Here is a 20,173-nt window from a genome sequence, read left to right on the forward strand (position 1 = left end):
TGGATTTATTGATATTCTTTCAATTCATCATACGTATATTCATAAGGAGAGTCTTCAAATTCTTCATCCCCGACAAAGAGAATGATAAAACCGGAATCTTCAGGCGCTACTGTCATAGGCACATCAAATGTTGTGTCTTCAGTAATTTCTTCATCGACAATCTGGAGTGGCGTCCGGTTATCCATATCTGTTACAGACAGCCTGATCCTGTATGATGGTCTCTCTTCATCGTCGCCTGCGTCTTCATTATTGATGTTGCTCTCATCATTATTATTTCCTTCTTCATTACTATCATTGTTTTCCCCATTGTTCTCTCCGGCATTTTCAACCGTATCTTCATCGGCGTTATCATCATCGGGCACTTCTACTTTAAAAGGCACCGTCGCGGAGACAGGCTCTTCTTCGGGCTCCTCTATAGGTTCCTGACCTTTTGAAAAAACTGCATTCACTGTTGTGTGTTCCCTGATTTCCGTTCCTCTTGGAGGATACTGAGTGATCACCCTTCCTTCTTCCACTGTAGAATGATACTCTTCCTCAATTTTCAGATCTATCAGGTCGTTTCCTTCAAATGTGGCCAGAACTTCTTCCCTTGTCATATCATACAGGTTGCTCATAATATACGTCGGCCTTTCGCTCACAGTCAGGCGTACGACGGTCTCCTGAGGAACAACCATTGACCCGGGTTCAGGACTTTGATCAATCACTGTGTCGTCGTCATATTCGGATGTTTCTTCAAATTGAATGCTGAAGTCATCAAAATCCTGCAGCAGGTCTTCAGCTCTTTCTCTCGACTGTCCGATTAAGTCTTCCATTTCCACTGGTTCTGACCCTTCACTGACTACTAACGTGACGATCGTCCCTTCTTTTACAGACTGGCCTGCTCCTGGTCTGTGAGTAATAACATGCCCCTCCTCCATCTCGTCATCATGGCGGAGTTCCTGTTCAACTTCAAGGTTGAGTTCCATTAATGTTTCAAATGCTTCGTTATATTCCATCCCGTGCAAGCCATCGGGAATTTCAACTTCATTCACATGGAGCCAGGTTGGTATTAAATAAAAAATAAGGAAAATCAGCCCGATGAAAAACACCAATGCAAGTAATGAAGCTTTCACCCAGAACTTGGCACCTTTTTCTTTTTTCTTAATATCCGGCTGTTCGGCTGCCGGCTTAGAGTTATGGAAGACATTTGTTCCTCCAGCTGTTTTGGAAGGTACAATTGTCTCTTCCTGGTCTGTCTGTCCTTGAATGCCTGCAGCAGGTATTGCTTTTGTCACTTCTTCATCAGGATCTGAAATCTGATAAGGGGCTTCATCACGGCGACCTTCGTCGAGAATAGTGGATAAATCAAGCAGCATATCTTCAGCCGAATTGAACCTTTTAAAAGGATCTTTTGCTGTGGCTTTGATTACAAAGTTTTCAATACTCTGTGGAATGGCTGAATCTTTTTCTCTAAGAAGAGGCAAAGGCTCCTGTAAATGTTTAATAGCGACTGAAACTGCCGTGTCCCCTGAAAAAGGAACTTCTCCCGAAAGCATTTCATAAGTGACTACTCCAAGAGAATATAAGTCCGATTTGTAAGTGACTTGTCCTCCCCTGGCCTGTTCAGGTGATAAGTAATGAACGGATCCGAGAACTGAGTTGGTGTGGGTAATCGTCGCTTCACTGATCGCTCTCGCTATTCCGAAATCTGTTACTTTTGCCTCCCCATCTTTACTCATCAGAATATTATGAGGCTTAATATCGCGGTGGACGATATGATTATCATGGGCGTGGCTTACAGCCGCTACAATTTGTTCAAGAATCCTCACAGTTTCAGATACTGAGAGTCTGCCTTTCTCGTTAATATAATCCTTCAGCGTCTGGCCTTCCACATACTCCATGACAATATAATATAAATCTTCTTCTTCCCCCACATCGTAAATATTGACAACGTTCGGGTGGGATAAACTTGTTGCCGACTGGGCCTCCCGCCTGAAACGGCGGATAAACTCCTCATCTTTAGAAAACTGCTCCTTGAGCATTTTGACAGCAACCGTACGGTCTAATATTAAATCTTTGGCCAAATAGACATCAGCCATCCCTCCGCCGCCTACCGGACGAATGATCTCATAACGGCCACTGACCCTTTTGTGATTCATGTGTGACTCACACCTTCCGTCTCATGACGAACCAGTGTAAGTGAAATGTTATCTTCCCCGCCGGCTTTATTAGCATGATCCACAAGCTGTGCGGCAATTTCATCTAAGTTTTCAGAGCTTGAAAGGTATGAAGAAATTTCCTCATCAGAAACCATATTTGTCAGCCCGTCCGAACAGAGTAAAAGCATATCTCCTTCACGCCAGCTGATTGTTCTGACATCTACTTCAATACTTTTTTCAGTCCCTAACGCTCTTAACAAAACATTTTTTCGGGGATGATGTTCAGCTTCTTCCTCAGATATCTGGCCGGAGCGGACGAGTTCTCCTACTAAAGAATGGTCTTCTGTCATTTGCTTTAATTGCCTGTCTTCAAACAAGTAAACGCGTGAATCACCTACATTGGAAAAGGAAACATATTCATCGGTACACACAGCTGCAACAAGAGTGGTACCCATTCCTTCACATTGGGCATTTTGGCGGGATTGAAGAAAAATCTCTTTATTTAATTTTTGTACGGTATCATTCAGCCATTCTTCAGCTTCTTTCGGAGAGAGCTGTTTGTCAATTTCTTTCCAGTAATTCAACAGCCCATCCCGTGCCATTTTACTTGCTACATCCCCTGCCTGGTGGCCGCCCATCCCATCTGCCACAAGAGCGAGCATGTGCCCTGTCTGATTTTCTTTTACGGCCCCGTCATCTTCGTTATGAGGACGTACTTTTCCTGTATGGGTACGAAAAATCCCTTTCATCTGCCTATCTCCTCATTTCCACTGTCATCTTTTAATTAGTCACCTTTCATTATTGAAGAAATAAAAAAGCCGTCTGTACCAAAATCCCCGGGAAATAACTGCACTTTTCCCGACAGGTTCCCGTGTATTTCTGAAATTACTGCCGGAAGCCTGTCTTTCAGCTGTGAATCAAAAACAGCATCTTCGTGCGTGTCCACAAACCGGGAAATTAAACGTTCATTTTCTTCCACGTCAATAGTGCATGTACTGTACACCAGACGGCCGCCTTTTTTCAGAAGAGGCCAGACAGACTGGACAATCGCTTCTTGAATGGAAGATAAACGCAGTATATCATCTTCCTGCTTAGACCACTTTAAATCGGGTTTTCTTTGTATAACGCCCAAGCCGGAACAGGGAGCATCAACTAGTATTTTATCAAAAGTTTCGGGTGCAAATGTTTCATGAAGTTTCCGGGCATCTGCCGTTTCTCCTTTTATGACTGACAAGTTAAGTCTCTTTTGCTGTTCCTTTACGAGTTTCACTTTATGGGCGTGGATATCAATACTGACGATTTCTCCTTCATTATTCATACGTTCAGCCATATGAGCAGACTTCCCGCCGGGAGCTGCGCATGCGTCCAGTATCTTTTCCCCCGGTTGAGGGTCAACTGCGTGAGAAACGAGCATCGATCCTTCGTCTTGAACAGATACGTAACCTTGTTTAAAAGCTTCAGTATTAATAACAGAACCTTTCTTTAGACGGAGGCTCTCCTGCAAGAGAGGGCTTTCTTCTACTTCCAGCCCTTCAGCTGTTAAAGACTCTTTAACTTCCTTAACTGTGGAGCGTGCCGTATTAACCCTCAATGAATGAACAGGTGCGGAAAGGTTTGCCCTAGCCGTTTTTTCTGCCCTTTCAAATCCGTACTGGTTTATCCACCGTTTAAGAAGCCATTCAGGGTGGCTCGTTTCTACCGACAGCCGCTTGACATTATCATTTATATTATCTAAAGAAGGAAGTTCCCCGCGAAGCAATCCTCTCAGCATACCGTTTACAAAACCGGCTGTCCCTTTATGCCCTCTTTTTTTAGCAATTTCCACGGCTTCGTTAATTGCAGCATGATCCGGGATCCGGTCTAAAAACACGAGCTGGTAAACAGTCATTCTTAAAAGAATGTGAACCCATTTATCCAATTTTTTTAATGGCTTTTTCGTAAATGAAGATAAGTAATAATCCAGCCTCATCTGATTCTGGATGGTCCCGTAAACTAACTCGGTGAGAAGCGGGACATCCACTTGAGGGACTTTCATTTTTTTAATTGTATCGTTAATAAGGAGGTTGCTGTATGCCTGATTCTTTTCTATTTTCAACAGAATTTCCAACGCGGCATCCCGTACGTTGGCTGTCTTTAAATCTTTCTTCATTTAATTACTCTCCTAACTTCATTCCGGGCTCCCAATTACTCCCCGCTCCCCTTAGAAAGGTAGCAACATCCATCGGTTTTTTTCCTGCAGGCTGGACTTTTGTTAATGCCAGTGTCTTTCCATCCCCGCATGCCACCTTTATATCGTTTTCTTCAATTGCCACGACCGTGCCTGGCGACTCGTCAGTATGGTCTTGCCTGGTTTCCGCTTCCCATATTTTAAACCTTTTCCCTTCAGCTTCCGTATGGGCAACAGGCCAAGGGTTTAATCCGCGAACCTGGTTGAAAAGCTGATCTGCTGTTTTAGCCCAGTCGATTCGCTCTTGCTCTTTTTTTATATTAGGAGCATAAGTCACATACTTTTCATCCTGTTTAACAGGATGAATTTCTCCTTTCTCAATAAGAGGAAGAGTCCTGGTTAATAACTCTGCACCTAAAAGACTTAATTTATCATGCATGGTGCCTGTAGTATCCTCAGGAAGAATGGGCAGTGCTTCCTGGGCAATCATATCCCCAGCATCTAATTTAGCAACCATGTACATAATAGTTATCCCTGTCTTTTCTTCTCCATCAATTACCGCCTGATGAATCGGTGCCCCTCCCCGATATTTTGGAAGCAGTGAGGCATGCACATTAATACAGCCTTTTGGAGGTACATCAAGCAGCTCCTGGGGGAGAATTTGTCCAAAAGCCGCTGTAATAATTAAGTCAGGGTTGATTTTTTCCACTTGTTTCCATTCGTTTTCATTTTTTATTTTTTCTGGCTGAAAAACTGGCAGTCCCATTTTTTCTGCGGCCACCTTGACAGGAGGCGGTGTTAATGTCTGTTTTCTTCCTTTAGGTCTGTCAGGCTGGGTAACTACCAAAGAAACGTCATAGCCGTTATTAACCACTGATTCCAATACAGGAACAGCAAAATCCGGCGTACCCATAAAAACTATTTTCATATATTATTCTCTCCTTAGAAAGTTTATAACATTGTGTATGGATTTGTATCGATCGTAATGGATAACCCGGTTCGGGCCATCTCTCCCTGATATGTTTTAATTATTTCCTGTAATGCTTCAGTTAACTTTGGCTCAACTTTATATTTTACCATGCATTGGTATCGATATCTATCTTTGATCCGTGGTATGGCCGACGCTACAGGACCGTAAACCATCGTCCCGTCTGAAAGCGACCTGTTTAGAAATGAAGCTATTTTTTCACTTACAGAGATAACCTGATCAAGCCTTTCATCACTTATGTGAATGAGCGCCAGGAAATAATAGGGAGGATACCCCCCCTGCCTTCGGACACTCATTTCCTTTTCAAAAAAAGACAAATAATCATGAGCCTTTACATCTATAATACTGTAATGGTCAGGCGTATAGGTCTGCACCATCACTTCACCTTTTTTTGTATGACGGCCTGCTCTTCCGCTTACTTGAGTAAGCAGTTGAAATGTTCTTTCGGCAGACCTGAAATCAGGAAGGTGGAGCATGGAGTCGGCAGCCAGTACGCCTACGAGCGTAATATCAGGAAAGTCAAGACCTTTGGCAATCATCTGAGTGCCTAAAAGAACATCAGCTTTGCCTTCACCAAACTGTTTTAAAAGCCGTTCATGCGCCCCTTTTTTCCGGGTAGTATCAACATCCATACGAATGACATTGAGATCGGGAAAAAGTTTCAAAAGCTCTTCCTCTACTTTTTGGGTGCCTGTTCCGAAAAAACGGATAGAGTCACTTTGACACTCCGGGCAGATACTTGGGATCGTCTCGGAATGACCGCAATAGTGACACTGCAAAGACTGGTTGTACCGGTGATAGGTCAATGAAATATCACAATGAGGGCATTGCGCGACATACCCGCAGTCCCGGCACATAATAAAAGTTGAGTAGCCCCGGCGGTTCAAAAACAGGACTGTTTGTTCCTTTTTCTCCAACCGGGCTTCTATGCCTTCTAAAAGTTCCCGGGAAAACATGGATCTGTTCCCTTCCCTTAATTCTTCTCTCATATCGACAAGGGTCACTTCAGGCATTTGCACATGGTTAACCCTGTTTTCCATAGTCAGTAAATGATAGACTCCTTTTTTTGCGCGGGCGTAACTTTCCAGGGAAGGAGTCGCACTTCCTAAGATGACAGGACAATTATAGATCTCTCCCCGTTTAATAGCCACCTGCCTGGCATGGTACCTTGGCGTTTCTTCCTGTTTATAGCTTGTTTCATGTTCTTCATCAATAATGACGATGCCTAGGTTTTCGAATGGGGCAAATATAGCTGAACGTGCTCCTACAGCGACGTCTACTTTGCCTTCACGGATTTTCAGCCATTCATCGTACTTTTCTCCTTTAGATAAAGCACTATGTAAAACGGCCACTCTGGACCCGAATCTCTCCTTGAACCGGGTTACCATTTGAGGAGTCAATGAGATTTCAGGCACCAGCACGATCGCTTCTTTTCCTTTACGGATTACCTGGTCAATAGCCTGCATATAAACTTCCGTTTTTCCGCTCCCGGTGACTCCCCGCAGCAGAAAGGTCGTATGTCTTTCTTCAACAATAGAATCTATCACAGGCGCAAGGGCTTCTTCCTGTTCATCCATTAACGGCAGAGGGGAAGAGGGCGCAAATGTTCGCCCTTCAAAAGGATCACGGCTCACAACCTGTTCTTCTTTTATAAGATATTCTTTATTAACTAACTCCTGAACAGTCTGCCGGGAAACACCTGCCTGCTCCATCAGCTCTGAAATAACCAGTCGAACGTCTTCCTGCACATTCTCATAAAAATAACTGAGCAAAGCTTTTTGTTTCGCTGCCTTTGAAGAAAAATCATCAAGCACAGCTTTAAGCTCTTCTTTTGATAAGGCGGATTTGACAACGAGCTGTTTCTTTTTTGTTTCATTTGTCTTCACTAATGGCGTCACTTCCAGTAATTCCTGCCGGACTGCTTTCATCATATCTTTCTTTTCGTCTTCCGCTGCCTTCTTTCTCCATTCTTCCCAGCTGTCGAGAGTTTTACCATCTTCAAAGAAAGGTTTAATTGTTTCAGGCAATTTTGAGAGCATCTCTTCTGAAACTAGTGTCAGTTTTTTATCATATTTTGCTCTCATAGCCGCCGGAAGCATTGATTTCAATACTGATATATGGAAAGACAGCGTATCATTCTTAATCCATTCTGCAAGAAAAAGCAGTTCTTTTGTTAAAGGCGGCTTTAGATCGATAAGGTTTTCAAGCTCTTTAAGCTTTTTTGAACTATAATTGCTCTGTTCATCCAGCCCGGTGACAAATCCCTGTACTTTTCTTGGTCCGAAAGATACAGTAACACGTGCGCCCGGAGCAATTGTTTCCCTGAATTCATCCGGAACAATATAATCAAACACCCGGTCTGTCTGATTCGCCGCCACATCCACTATAACTTTCGCTATCATTTAATGCCCCTCCGAAAACAATGGCTCAATGGCCTCAAGAAGATGCCCGGCTGCTTCATGTTTGGTAGTCAATGGAACCGGAATCTTTCTCCCGTCCGCGTAATAGAGCATTAATTCGTTCGTATCCCCCTGAAAACCGGATCCTTCTTTAACAATGGAATTGGCTGCGATTAAATCCAGTCGTTTTGATTCGATTTTCTTCCTTGCATTTTCTTCTATATTCTCCGATTCTGCTGCAAAACCGACAAGAATCTGCTTAGTCTTTTTCCTGCCTAAAGACTTAAGGATATCTGTTGTTCTTTCCATTTCAATCTGTATGTCTCCGGGCGTTTTTTTCATTTTTTGGTTATACGTATCTTTAGGCCTGTAATCTGCCACAGCGGCAGCTTTAATCACGATATCTGCGCTTCCAAAATGGGCGTCGGCGGCATGATACATTTCCTCTGCCGAAGTAACCGGAAGAAGACGTACTCCGTGAGGCGGGTCAAGTGATACAGGACCGCTGATTAAAGTGACATCCGCTCCCCTGGCAGCTGCAGCTTCTGCAATGGCGTACCCCATTTTTCCGGATGAGCGGTTAGAAAAAAACCTCACCGGGTCAATCACTTCCTGGGTCGGTCCTGCCGTAACCAAAACCCGCTTACCATGCCAATTCGGATGAGACTGACGTATAAAATGATGATTCACAACAGCGAGAAGATCTTCAGGTTCAGCCATTCTCCCTTTACCTTCATATCCGCATGCCAAATAGCCTTCGTCAGGTTCCACAAAGTCGTACCCAAAACCTTTAAGCGTTTCCATATTCTTTTTAACAGCAGGGTGGTCATACATATGAACATTCATTGCAGGGGCAATCATTACCGGCGCAGTGCTAGCCAGCAGTGTGGTCGTAACCATATCATCAGCTATACCGTGAGCCAGCTTTCCGATGATGTTAGCTGTAGCCGGTGCAATGAGAACCAAATCAGCCCAATCAGCAATATCTATATGGGCAATTTTTGCGGGATCCGGTTCAGTAAAGGTATCTACGTAAACATGATCTCTTGATAACGCCTGAAATGTCAGCGGAGTGACAAATTCTCTTGCCGATGAACTCATGACCACTTTTACATTATAATTCTCCTGGATAAGCTTACTTGTTAAAGCTGCTGCTTTGAATACAGCAATGCCTCCAGTGACACACAATAATATATTTTTTTTAGCCATTTTCTTCCCCCCGTATATCTTGTCCATTTAGTTTTCCATCTGTTTTATTATACTTTAAAATCCTGGCTCACTGGGCGCAGCCCCGTCAATTATTCTTTGATTTTTTTACCGCGGTTTACCGGATAACAAAGACGCTGACCGCAAAGTTCCGTCCAAAGAATGAGCAAACTTTTTTTGATAGTATGTATGAATTTTCAAGTTATAAAAGAAAGAAACAACCTATTATATTCAGGTTGTTTCTTTCTTGTCACGAATTTCGTAAGTTAGTTTTTCAGACTCAATTTCTTCCAGAGCCATCCCTACATAATTGACTGATTTAGAATCATCTGCTTTTTGAAATAGTTCAGGTTTTTCCCGAAGCTGTCTCGCTCTGTGCGCGGAAACAGTCACAAGCGTATACTTCGAATTAATTTTAGTCATTAATGAATCAATAGATGGTTGTAGCAATACAATCACTCCTCAACAAGTTCTTTATAAAGATGGATCAAACGTTCTTTCTTACAATTCTCGGCAGTTACGATGGATTTTATTCTTTCCACCGCCGCTTCCACTTCATCGTTTTCAACAACATAGTCGTATTTGTCCATCAGATCGATTTCATCTCTTGCCACTGTCATACGGTTATCTATTAGATCTTTCGTCTCCGTGCCTCGCCCTTCTATCCGGCTGCGCAATTCTTTAAGGCTTGGAGGCATCAGAAATATAAACACTCCTTCAGGGAATGTTTCCTTGACCTGCAGGGCTCCTTGAACTTCAATTTCCAGGATGACATCTCTTCCGCTGGCAATCATCTCTTCGACATAGTTCCGGGGAGTACCGTAGAAGTTGTCCACGTACTGGGCATATTCCAGCAGTTCGTTCTCCCTGATCATACGTTGGAACTCCTCGTGGGATTTAAAGAAATAATTGACTCCTTCCACTTCTCCTTCTCTGGGCTTTCTGGTAGTAGCAGAAACGGAATATTTAATATGCGTATCATGTTTTCTTAATGCCCCGCAAACCGTACCTTTTCCCACTCCTGAAGGACCGGAAAGGACGATGAGGAGACCTTTTTCTCGTTTCATATAAACCTCCAACTATTAGTTATAAAGTCTATTCTAGCATGTTTTTAATTGCTGCGGTAGGCAGTCTTATTATAACAAAGGGAATGCCATCGGCAAACCGATGGCAGACATACGTTAAGATTATAGTAGAAACAGGCTGAAAATGTTATTCTTCTGAATCATCATCTTTACTGGAAATGACTCTTTGTGCCACTGTTTCCGGCTGGACAGCAGAAAGGATGACGTGGTCGCTGTCTGCGATGATGACGGCGCGGGTGCGGCGCCCGTATGTAGCATCCACCAGCATATTTCTTTCACGCGCGTCAGAGATAATCCTTTTAATGGGCGCAGACTCAGGACTTACAATTGAAATAATGCGGTTAGCAGATACAATATTTCCAAAACCAATATTAATAAGTTTAATATCCAAGTGTCATTCTCCTATCTTTATTAAAAAGTTTATTTATTATCATAATTATTCTACATTTTGCACTTGTTCCCTGATCTTTTCCAAATCAGCTTTTAAATTCACAACAATTTGGCTGACATCAAGGTGGTTAGCTTTTGAACCGATCGTATTTATTTCTCTGTTCAATTCCTGAACGAGAAAGTCGAGTTTCCTTCCAACTACTTCCCCGTCATTTAAAATCGACGAAAATTGCTTAAGATGACTGTCAATTCTTGTTAATTCTTCCTCAACATCTGATTTATCAGCATAAACAGAAACCTCTGTTAGAATACGTGATTCATCAATTTCGGTATTTCCTTCCATGAAACTTTCAACTTTTTTCAGGAGTCTTTCTCTATAGAGTTCCTGAACCTGCGGGGCAAAAGTCCGCAGCTGCTCCAGATAGTCAGACAGCTTCTGTAAACGGCGTGCCAAATCCTCAAGCAGTTCCCGGCCCTCACTTTGCCTCATTTTAACAAGCTGGGAGACGGCTTCATCTACAGATATTTTAACCATTTCTTCAAGCTCTTTTGATACCTCATCTGACTCTTCGACTGATACGACTTCTTCATGTAAAAGGAGGCGATCAATTGGAAAGGCTTCAGAAGCTACGGTGTTTTCAACCATTTGTTCATAAAGATGGTGGTACTGGTGAAATAAATCCCAGTCAATTGATAAGGATCTTTTAACAATACTTTCTCCCTGAAGGTTTAAAAAAACATCTACTTTGCCGCGTTTTACATAGCGGGAAATTGCTTTTTTAAGTCGGTCTTCCAGGAACAGCAACTGCCTTGGCATACGTATATTTATTTCGCAAAAACGGTGATTTACAGCCTTCATCTCGGCTGTTACTTTAAAATTCCCGTTTTCCTTAGCAGACCGCCCGTATCCTGTCATACTCTTAATCATTTATATCACATCCACACTTATATTCTAAACAATTTTCAAACTGACAACAAGGGCCGTATAAGAATCTTACCATTTTAAAGGGAAAATGGACATTATTTATCTCCTGAATACTATTGCCTTGTTCCACAGATGATTTTTGCTATAATAGGAAAAGCTCATACACAGCCTGAGGTATTCCTGCCTGCAATCGTTTATTAAAAACAGGCTGCAAATGACAGCTTATATAAAGGAGGTTTCCGAATGTCTTTTGACGGCATTGTAACACGGGCGGTAACTGATGATCTGAAAGATAAAATAGCCAGTGGAAGAATCGTTAAAATACACCAGCCCTATCCTACTGACTTAATGGTTACTGTCAGGGCAGGCGGAACAAACCATTCCCTGTTCTTATCTGTTAATCCATCTTTTGCAAGATTTCACCTGACTAATATTAAATTTGATAATCCCCAAGAGCCTCCTATGTTCTGTATGGTTTTGCGCAAGCATCTTGAAGGGAGCATTCTGGAAAGCATTGAACAGAATGGGCTTGAGCGAATTGTCACCTTTTCTTTTAAGGGCAGAAATGAACTGGGAGATGTATCATACAAAAAACTGATTCTGGAACTAATGGGGCGGCACAGTAATATTATTTTCATCGATAAAGAGAATGATATTATTCTGGACAGCATGAAACATATTCCACCGTCACTTTCCCAGTACCGGACGGTGCTTCCTGGCCAGCCTTATAAAGAACCTCCCCACCAGGATAAACTGAACCCCCTGGAAATAGATGAAGCCGGTTTGTTAAGAAAACTGAACTTTAACCAGGGGAAAATGGACCAGCAAATCCGTGATATATTCAGCGGTTTGTCCCCCCAGGTAATTAAAGAAATAATGCACAGAGCCGGTCTCATAAACAGAGAAACATTGCCTGCAGCATTTACTGACGTATTAAAACCTGTAAAAGAAAAAAATTATAAACCATTTATGATTACAGGAGGGGCTAAAGAAGCTTATTCAATTATCCCTATGGATCATTTGGAAGGTGAACGCCTCTACTTTAATACTATTCATGACATGCTGGACCGGTTTTATGTTGATAAAGCAGAAAGAGACCGGGTTAAACAGCGTGCTTACGATCTTGAACGGTTTCTGCGGAATGAATATCAAAAAAATAAAAAGAAAATATCTAAACTTCAAAAAACGTTAAAGGATGCTGACAAAGCGAAAAAGCACCAGAAATTTGGCGAATTGTTAACTGCCCATATGCATCTAGCAGCTCCCGGGCAAAAAGAATTAACAGTAATAGATTATTATGACCCGGATCAAAAAGAAATAACTATTCCTTTAGATCACCAAAAAACTGCCTCTGAAAACGCGCAGACTTTTTTTAAGAAATATCATAAACTGAAAAATTCAGTAGCTTATGTCATTGAGCAAATTGAGCAGGCTGAAACAGAGATGGATTACCTCGATTCGCTAATTCAGCAAATCGAATTTGCTTCAACGAAAGACCTGGAAGATATTCGTGAAGAACTTGAAAACGAGGGTTATTTGAAGAAAAGGGTGCAGAAGAAAAAGAAAAAGAAACCTGCAAAACCTTCAGTAGAAAGGTATGTCTCTTCAGAAGGGGCAGATTTATATGTAGGAAAAAACAACAAGCAGAACGAGTATTTGACTAACAGGCTTGCACGGCAAGACGATACATGGCTGCATACAAAAGACATTCCGGGGTCCCATGTGATTATCCGCAGTCAGGAATTCGGGGATGCCACGCTCAAAGAAGCGGCTAATTTAGCTGCCTATTTCAGTAAAGGAAGAATGTCGGGACAGGTGCCTGTTGATTATACGTTAATCCGTCATGTGAAAAAACCAAGCGGTGCCAAGCCCGGTTACGTGACTTACGATAATCAGACAACGTTGTTTGTTACGCCTGATGACAATCTGGTCCGCGAACTTAAAGAGAGAGCTGAGAAATCAAATTAATTAAACGTGCCCTGATGAGCAGCTGCTCATCAGGGCACCGTTTAATTTTATGTTCTCATTGTGGCGCGCAGTACACTTTATAATTTAAACGGCATTCAGCACTTTAAACTGCGATTTAACGAGGCTGTAATATTCACCTTTCTGATCCATCAGCTCGTCGTGGTTACCCTGCTCCAAAATTTTCCCTTGTTCCAGTACAATAATATTATCTGCTTCACGGATAGTTGACAGCCGGTGAGCAATCATAATCGCTGTTCTGCCTTTAAGCAGTGTTTTAAGAGCCTTTTGAATAAGCTGTTCAGTCTCCGTATCTATTGAAGCCGTTGCCTCATCCAATATAAGAATCTGAGGATCAGCCAGTAAAGCACGGGCAAAAGAAATAAGCTGGCGTTCCCCGACTGAGAGCACATTACCGCGTTCCTCAACTTCCGTTTCATACCCTTTATTAAGCTGTGCGATAAATTTATCAGCCCCCACAGTCCTGGCTGCCTCCATCACTTCCTCATCGGTTGCGTCCGGTCTTCCGAAACGGATATTTTCCATAATCGTTCCTGAAAAAATGAACGTGTCCTGAAGCACAATACTGACTTTCTCCCTCAGGCTGTCGAGGCTCACATCTCTCAAATCGTGTCCGTCAAGGAGCACCTTGCCTGCAGTAGGGTCATAGAACCTGCTGATTAAGTTGACAATTGTGGTTTTCCCGCTCCCGGTGTGCCCCACCAGAGCGACAGTCTGTCCCTGCTTCATTTCAAGGTTAATATTTTGCAAGGCTTTACGGTTCTTGTCATAAGCAAATTCAACATGATCGAACTTGATATGGCCTTTAACATCTTTAAGCTTTTTTGCATCTTGTTTTTCAGGTACAGACGGCTGTTCATCAAGAAACTCAAAAATCCGTTCAGACGAAGCCATTCCTACGAGAAGCTGGTTGTAAACTTGGCCAAGCCGTGAGATGGGTTCCCAGAACATTCCTATATAAAGTGAAAAAGCGAAAAATTCACCCACACTTAATGCCTGGCCCTGGATTAAGAAAACGCCATACCATAACAGCACAGCCGTACCGATTGCACTGCTCATTTCAACGAACGGCCGAAACATCGCACTTTTCTGTGTTGCATTTCGCCATGCTTCAAAGTTCTGCTCATTCATTTGATTAAAAAAGCCGATATTTTCTTTCTCCTGGGTATATGATTGTGTAATTCTGATACCCTGAATACTCTCATTCAAGTGGGAGTTAATCATTGACTGTTTAATTCTAACATCCTGCCAGGACCGCCTGATGTTTCTCCTGAGTCTGGTAGAAATAAAAAACATTAGAGGGAGTACAATCATAATGGCCAGAGTGAGCTCAGGGCTAATAATAAACAGCATGACAATAATCCCTATCAGCATAATCAGATCCATTAACAAATTAATAACACCATTAGTAAACAAGTCCTGCAGGCTGTTCACATCATTTGTAATTCTCACTAGAATTGAGCCTGCTGACCGCTGGTCGAAGAAACGGTGAGACAAACGCTGGATATGGTTAAATAACGCCTTTCTCAAATCAAAAATAACTAACTGCCCTAATTTATTCATAAACCGTATCCGCAGTGTATTTCCGATCCAGGAGATCACATAAAGCCCTGCAATGACAAGCACCATCATCGTTAAAAAAGACACATCTCCTGTTTCAATAATATGATCAAGAGCATAGCTTCCTATTAATACAGGAGCCAGTAGCCTGACTGCTGTAGACATGAGCATTCCAAGGATGGCTACCGGCAGGATATTTGCTGAGTACGGTTTCATGTATCCCAGTAAACGGGTCATCTGCTTCCAGTTGAACGGCTTTTCGATAGCCTGGTCCTGCGAATAATGAAATCTCTTTAATGTTCTTTCTTCACGCGTTTTATAATTTTGAGTGTCCCGATTGTCTTCACTCACGTTCGTCACCTCCTCATGTCGCTTCTTCCAGAAATTGTTTACGGTCCTGGAACTGTATCTCATATATACGCTTGTAATGCCCGTCTTCTATAGCAAGGAGTTCGTCATGCGTGCCTCTTTCCACAATCTCCCCTTCATCCAGTACGATAATCTCATCTGCATGCATAAGTGAGGAAATACGGTGCGCAATAATAAAGGTTGTGCGCCCTTTCATAACTTCCTGAAAGGCAGCTTGTATTTTTGCTTCAGTTTCCATGTCCACTGCACTCGTAGCGTCATCAAGAATAAGAATACTTGGGTCAATACAGATCGCTCTTGCAATAGCTATTCTCTGTTTTTGCCCGCCGGATAATCCTCCGCCCCGCTCTCCTAAAATAGTGTCGTAGCCTTCCGGTAAATCCTTAATAAAGTCATGGGCATCTGCACGAATAGCCGCATCTATAATACGCTCCATCGATGCTTCCGGGGCCCCGTAAGATATATTATCCTTAACTGAAGACGAAAAAAGGAACGATTCCTGCAGCACAACACCTGTATTCTTCCGGATCGTTTTCAGAGTGTAATCAGTAATCTGCCTGCCGTCTATCCAAATACTCCCCCGGTCAGGCTCATAAAATCGTGAAATCAGCTGGGTAATAGATGTTTTGCCTGACCCTGTGGCCCCAATGAGGCCAATCGTTTTTCCAGGTGGTGCTTTAAACGAAATATTTTTTAATGCCAAATCTTCTTCTTCATCATAGCTGTGGCTTACATTTTCAAATACGACGTGGCCATCCAGGCGGTCTTTTTCTATTGCTCCCGGCTCATCAAAAATATCTTCTCTTTCATCGAGAACTTGTAAGATCCGTTCCCCTGAAGCTTTCGATTGGGAAAAAGTATTCACGATAAAACCCAGGTTCATCAGCGGGTTAATAATAAACCAGATTAAACTGAAAAATGCGACGAGCACCCCCGGCTGTATTTCACCATTAATAACAAGCCAGCCGCCGTATCCAAGCAGGACGACCACACAGATCTGGCCGATCAGTTCCATAAAAGGAAAGTATTTTGACCATATATTTGCCGTATAAATAAACTTATCTTTATAGTCCGTGTTTTTTGAGTCAAACCGGCCCATCTCATAGGTTTCTTTAGAGAGAGACTTAACTGTAGTCATACCGCTGATATTTTCCTGTACTTTAGTCGTCATTCCTGCAAATGATTTTCTAATATTTGTGAAGGCAGGATGGACTTTTTTATCGAACCGGTAGACGGTCAGGACGAGGAAAGGCATAGCAGCGAGTGTAACTACAGCCAGTGAAGGACTGTAATAAAACATAATTCCCATACTCAAGCCGACAAGCATAGTTAAATTAATGAGCTGGGCAAACCCAAATGATAGAAAGAAACGGAACCCTTCCACATCTGCGGTTAACCGTGACATCAAATCACCTGTTCGTGCATTATCATAGTAACGGAAAGGCAAAAACTGAAGTTTCTTATACAGTGCGTTTCGCAGTTCATAAACTGACTGAATGCCAAACAAGTCACCTAAATACTGGTGAAAGTATACAGCTGCTGCTTTAAGCAATGTGATAAAAAAGAACCCGGCCGCCACATAAGGGACAAGATGAAAATTCCCCTCCAATACCACATGGTCAATTGTAAATTGGAGAATAACCGGATATACCACCGTAAATGCTGTAACAGCCAACAAAAAAAGAATGGACAAAAAGAAATAGCGTTTATAAGGCCAGTAAAACTGTTTTAAACGTTTAAATGTGTCCATCAGGGCACCTCCTTCACATATAAAATAATTTGAAAAAATTTAATTACTCCTAACAATTTTAAACAGTAGATCTAATATATCGGTTTCCGAAATATATTTCTATTTGTTTTAATTATCAAATTAGTTCAAATTCGCTGAAAATTGGAGGATAGCTCAATAATATCTGCTTATCCTTTACAATTTCTTCTATTTACGCCGCACATTAAAAAAGCTGAGTGACAGTCACTCAGCATAAGCTATAGTAATTAATCCGATATTTTGTTTAACTTTGGAAGAGAAAACGTCACGAAAGCCGTGTTTTTCCAACAACGCTTTTATTTCATAAGCACCGAATCTGTGTCTTTTTTCAGCTATTCTTCCCCATTGAATTAATGCTTCTCTTTCTGTCCTGTCAAGCTGCCACTCTTCCGAAAGAACGAGGGATATATCAAGGGTTAATTCATCACTGGGATTTAAAAGAGCCACTCGCCCGCTGGTGGTCAGCACTCTCTTCATCTCCCTGACGACTTTTTCCGGTGCGGGCATTAAAAATAATAAGCAGGAGCAGAGAACAAGATCGTATGAGTTATCACTAAAAGGAAGCGATTCTGCATCCGCCACGTAATAAGTTACATCCGTATCCGGAATAACTTCTTTGGCAAGTGCCCGGGCGCGTTTAATCGTTAAGGGCGACAAATCTATACCCGTTAACCTGGATTTCTCTGAAGCGCCTCTGTGAAGGAGCCTGCCTGTTCCGCAGCCAATATCAAGCACCCGTAAATGATCCCAAGAACCAAGTGTACTAAGCATCTGTTTCTGAATTTCAACGATCCATGACGAACAGGCCATTTTGTCAAAAAAATCGACCCGTTCATCGAATTCTTCCCGTGTCAGCTTTCTCATAACCATTCTGCCCCTTTATTATCGGCACTGCTTTACTTAAATGGTAATTATTTTGTTTTGTTAACAACAGAGCCTTAAAATAGTCAGACAGACATCCAGCCTTCAGGATCCTCTCGCCACTGCTGCAAAAGTTTCAGTTGATCATCAGTAATCTGTTTATTTTCGAGGGCTGTTTTAAGGAGGAACGAGTAGGTAGTCAATGAATGCAGAGGGTACCCTGATTCTTTTTCAGCCTTCTCAGCTAAGGGAAGCTCATAAGTGAAAATAGAACAAATTCCAAGTACCTTTCCTCCAGCATCTTCCACTGATTTAGCCGCTTCGATAGAAGAGCCGCCTGTCGATATAAGGTCTTCTATAACCAGTACTTTTTTTCCTTTATTTAATTTCCCTTCAATTCGGTTTTGTTTACCGTGCCCTTTTGAAGAAGATCTCACGTAAACCATCGGAAGATCCAGACGGTCTGCAATCCATGCGGCATGCGGGATACCTGCAGTTGCAGTACCTGCGAGCACTTCCACCGCAGGGAAATGATCCTTTATGTAGGAAACAAATAAATCAATAAACTTCTGCCTTTCAGCCGGATAAGACATAATTAACCTGTTATCGCAATAAATCGGTGATTTGATTCCTGAACTCCATGTAAAAGGGTCCTCCGGCTGGAGCGTCACAGCATTAATTGAAAGCAATAAGTCTGCCGTTTGTTTTTCTCTCATATCAAGCCCTCCAATCCTCTTTATAATTTGTGTAAGCTGCCATAGGATCAGCCGCCCTTGTGATTCCTCTCCCGACTACGATGGCAGTGCTCCCAAGCTGGCGTGCCTTTTCAGGTGTGACGACGCGTACCTGGTCATCCACCGCATCTGATTCTCTCCTGATCCCTGGAGTAACAGTCAGAAAGTTCGGGAAGCGGCTCATGATGGATGGAACATCCAAGGCAGAACATACGACGCCATCCAGCCCTGACTCATCCGTTTGCCTGCATAAATGCTGCACATGCTCGGCAATTGACGAAGGTATACCCAATTCGTTTACAAGCATATCATCACTCGTACTCGTTAACTGGGTTACTGCTATACAGAAAGGCGGAGTGCGTCCTGCAGCTGTTCCGCTTTCCAGCCCTTCTTTAGCTGCTGCCATCATTTGTTTTCCTCCAAGAGAATGGACATTGACTAAGTCCACCTCCAGGCCTGCCAGTTGTTTCATAGCCCGTTTTACAGTGGTAGGAATGTCATGCAGTTTCAAATCCAGGAAAAGCCGGTGCCCCTGCTCTTTCAGCATATTTACAAGAGACGGGCCTTCCTTGTAATACAGCTCCATTCCAACTTTAAGGAACAGCTTTTCTTGCTGAAAACGGGATAGAAACGCGTTAACTTCTTTCTTGGAAGAAAAATCTAACGCGATGATAAGCTCACGCTGCTGCATGTCTTCCAGCTCCTTCCGACGATACTTTCCACATCATCAATGCCGAGTTCAGCCATTCTTGTTTCAAGACTGCTGATTAACTCCGGGCAGGCAAAAGGGTTGACAAAATTGGCTGTGCCAATAGCAACTGCACTTGCCCCTGCCATTAGAAATTCTAAAATATCATCTGCCGTGTGGATTCCTCCCATTCCGATAATCGGAATGTCTACTGCCTGACTAACCTGATAAATCATTCTCACGGCAACAGGCTTTATTGCCGGTCCGGAAAGACCGCCAGTCCGGTTGGCTATAACCGGTTTCCCGGTATTAATATCTATTTTCATACCGAGCAGTGTATTTATCATACTTAAGCCGTCTGCCCCTGCTTCTTCAACAGCTTTGGCCATTTCAACTATATCCGTTACATTTGGGGACAATTTCACGTAAACAGGGACTTGCGACACGGCTTTTACTTTTTTAGTCAGTTCAGCAGCTATAGCAGGATCACTTCCAAACTGGATACCTCCAACTTTCACATTTGGGCAGGAGATGTTTAATTCAAGAGCCGATACATTTTTCACCCTTGAAACCGTCTCCGACACGTAAATATAGTCTTCCATTGTATTTCCTGCTACGTTTACTATGACTGGAATATCATATTGCTCGAGCCAAGGTAGTTCATGTTGGAGAACATGTTCCAGCCCCGGATTTTGCAGGCCTATAGCATTTAACATGCCGCTTTCTGTTTCAGCTACCCTCGGAACAGGGTTGCCCGCCCGCTCTTCTGCCGTTACTGCTTTAACAGTAATAGCTCCCAGTTTATTTAAATCGTAAAACCTGGCATATTCCTGCCCGAAACCAAAACACCCTGACGCAGGCATTACCGGGTTTTTCATAGATAATCCCGGAAGCTCTCTGTTCATGTTA

General features: G+C 42.6%; 17 protein-coding genes. 1 reads left to right on the forward strand and 16 read right to left on the reverse strand.

Going from position 1 to position 20,173, the window contains the following annotated elements:
• Positions 1-5: 5 nt before the first annotated feature.
• From pknB to K8O68_RS19965, 10 genes are all read right to left on the reverse strand, one after another.
• Positions 6-2,138, reverse strand: coding sequence for a Stk1 family PASTA domain-containing Ser/Thr kinase (gene pknB / locus K8O68_RS19920; protein WP_230898500.1), 2,133 nt, complete (start codon positions 2,136-2,138; stop codon positions 6-8).
• The gene (locus K8O68_RS19925) at positions 2,135-2,887 is read right to left on the reverse strand and encodes a Stp1/IreP family PP2C-type Ser/Thr phosphatase (RefSeq protein ID WP_230898501.1); all 753 of its coding nucleotides are present in this window, start codon (positions 2,885-2,887) and stop codon (positions 2,135-2,137) included. The genes pknB and K8O68_RS19925 overlap by 4 nt, the downstream gene beginning before the upstream one ends.
• 35 nt (positions 2,888-2,922) lie before the next feature.
• Positions 2,923-4,287, reverse strand: a complete 1,365-nt coding sequence (gene rsmB, locus K8O68_RS19930) for a 16S rRNA (cytosine(967)-C(5))-methyltransferase RsmB (protein ID WP_230898502.1) — start codon at positions 4,285-4,287, stop codon at positions 2,923-2,925.
• 4 nt (positions 4,288-4,291) lie between these two features.
• Positions 4,292-5,233 carry a methionyl-tRNA formyltransferase gene (gene fmt, locus K8O68_RS19935; protein ID WP_230898503.1) on the reverse strand — a complete coding sequence of 314 codons (942 nt, stop codon included), beginning with the start codon at positions 5,231-5,233 and terminating at the stop codon, positions 4,292-4,294.
• Between the two features lie 23 nt (positions 5,234-5,256).
• Positions 5,257-7,695, reverse strand: coding sequence for a primosomal protein N' (priA, locus tag K8O68_RS19940; RefSeq protein ID WP_230898504.1), 2,439 nt, complete (start codon positions 7,693-7,695; stop codon positions 5,257-5,259).
• Complete coding sequence (coaBC, locus tag K8O68_RS19945) at positions 7,696-8,901, reverse strand: bifunctional phosphopantothenoylcysteine decarboxylase/phosphopantothenate--cysteine ligase CoaBC (RefSeq protein ID WP_230898505.1); 1,206 nt, start codon at positions 8,899-8,901, stop codon at positions 7,696-7,698.
• Between the two features lie 228 nt (positions 8,902-9,129).
• Positions 9,130-9,348, reverse strand: a complete 219-nt coding sequence (rpoZ, locus tag K8O68_RS19950) for a DNA-directed RNA polymerase subunit omega (protein WP_093047647.1) — start codon at positions 9,346-9,348, stop codon at positions 9,130-9,132.
• A 5-nt stretch (positions 9,349-9,353) separates the two neighbouring features.
• Positions 9,354-9,965, reverse strand: a complete 612-nt coding sequence (gene gmk / locus K8O68_RS19955) for a guanylate kinase (protein ID WP_230898506.1) — start codon at positions 9,963-9,965, stop codon at positions 9,354-9,356.
• Positions 9,966-10,110: 145 nt separating this feature from the next.
• Positions 10,111-10,374 (reverse strand): extracellular matrix/biofilm regulator RemA, encoded by a 264-nt coding sequence (gene remA, locus K8O68_RS19960; protein ID WP_093047649.1) that lies wholly within the window; start codon positions 10,372-10,374, stop codon positions 10,111-10,113.
• Between the two features lie 45 nt (positions 10,375-10,419).
• A complete protein-coding gene (locus K8O68_RS19965) occupies positions 10,420-11,301 on the reverse strand; it encodes a YicC/YloC family endoribonuclease (protein WP_230898507.1) in 882 nt (293 codons plus the stop codon).
• Between the two features lie 240 nt (positions 11,302-11,541).
• Between K8O68_RS19965 and K8O68_RS19970 the strand changes: the two genes are divergently transcribed.
• On the forward strand, positions 11,542-13,266 hold the full coding sequence (locus tag K8O68_RS19970; protein ID WP_230898508.1) for an Rqc2 family fibronectin-binding protein: 1,725 nt from the start codon (positions 11,542-11,544) through the stop codon (positions 13,264-13,266).
• An 84-nt stretch (positions 13,267-13,350) separates the two neighbouring features.
• Here K8O68_RS19970 and K8O68_RS19975 read toward each other — a convergent pair whose 3' ends face one another.
• The 6 genes from K8O68_RS19975 to K8O68_RS20000 form a co-directional block, all read right to left on the reverse strand.
• Entirely contained in the window at positions 13,351-15,195 is a 1,845-nt protein-coding gene (locus K8O68_RS19975; RefSeq protein WP_230898509.1) for an ABC transporter ATP-binding protein, read from the reverse strand.
• A 13-nt stretch (positions 15,196-15,208) separates the two neighbouring features.
• Positions 15,209-16,963 (reverse strand): ABC transporter ATP-binding protein, encoded by a 1,755-nt coding sequence (locus tag K8O68_RS19980; RefSeq protein WP_230898510.1) that lies wholly within the window; start codon positions 16,961-16,963, stop codon positions 15,209-15,211.
• 222 nt (positions 16,964-17,185) lie between these two features.
• Positions 17,186-17,845, reverse strand: coding sequence for a class I SAM-dependent methyltransferase (locus tag K8O68_RS19985; protein ID WP_230898511.1), 660 nt, complete (start codon positions 17,843-17,845; stop codon positions 17,186-17,188).
• A gap of 83 nt (positions 17,846-17,928) precedes the next feature.
• Positions 17,929-18,558 (reverse strand): orotate phosphoribosyltransferase, encoded by a 630-nt coding sequence (gene pyrE / locus K8O68_RS19990; RefSeq protein ID WP_230898512.1) that lies wholly within the window; start codon positions 18,556-18,558, stop codon positions 17,929-17,931.
• Position 18,559: 1 nt separating this feature from the next.
• Positions 18,560-19,267: an orotidine-5'-phosphate decarboxylase gene (gene pyrF / locus K8O68_RS19995; protein ID WP_230898513.1), complete on the reverse strand. Its 708-nt coding sequence runs from the start codon at positions 19,265-19,267 to the stop codon at positions 18,560-18,562.
• A complete protein-coding gene (locus tag K8O68_RS20000) occupies positions 19,237-20,169 on the reverse strand; it encodes a dihydroorotate dehydrogenase (protein WP_093047719.1) in 933 nt (310 codons plus the stop codon). The genes pyrF and K8O68_RS20000 overlap by 31 nt, the downstream gene beginning before the upstream one ends.
• Positions 20,170-20,173 lie beyond the last annotated feature (4 nt).

It is taken from the genome of Salipaludibacillus sp. CUR1 (assembly GCF_021028955.1).
Classification (GTDB): Bacteria; Bacillota; Bacilli; order Bacillales; family Salisediminibacteriaceae; genus Salipaludibacillus.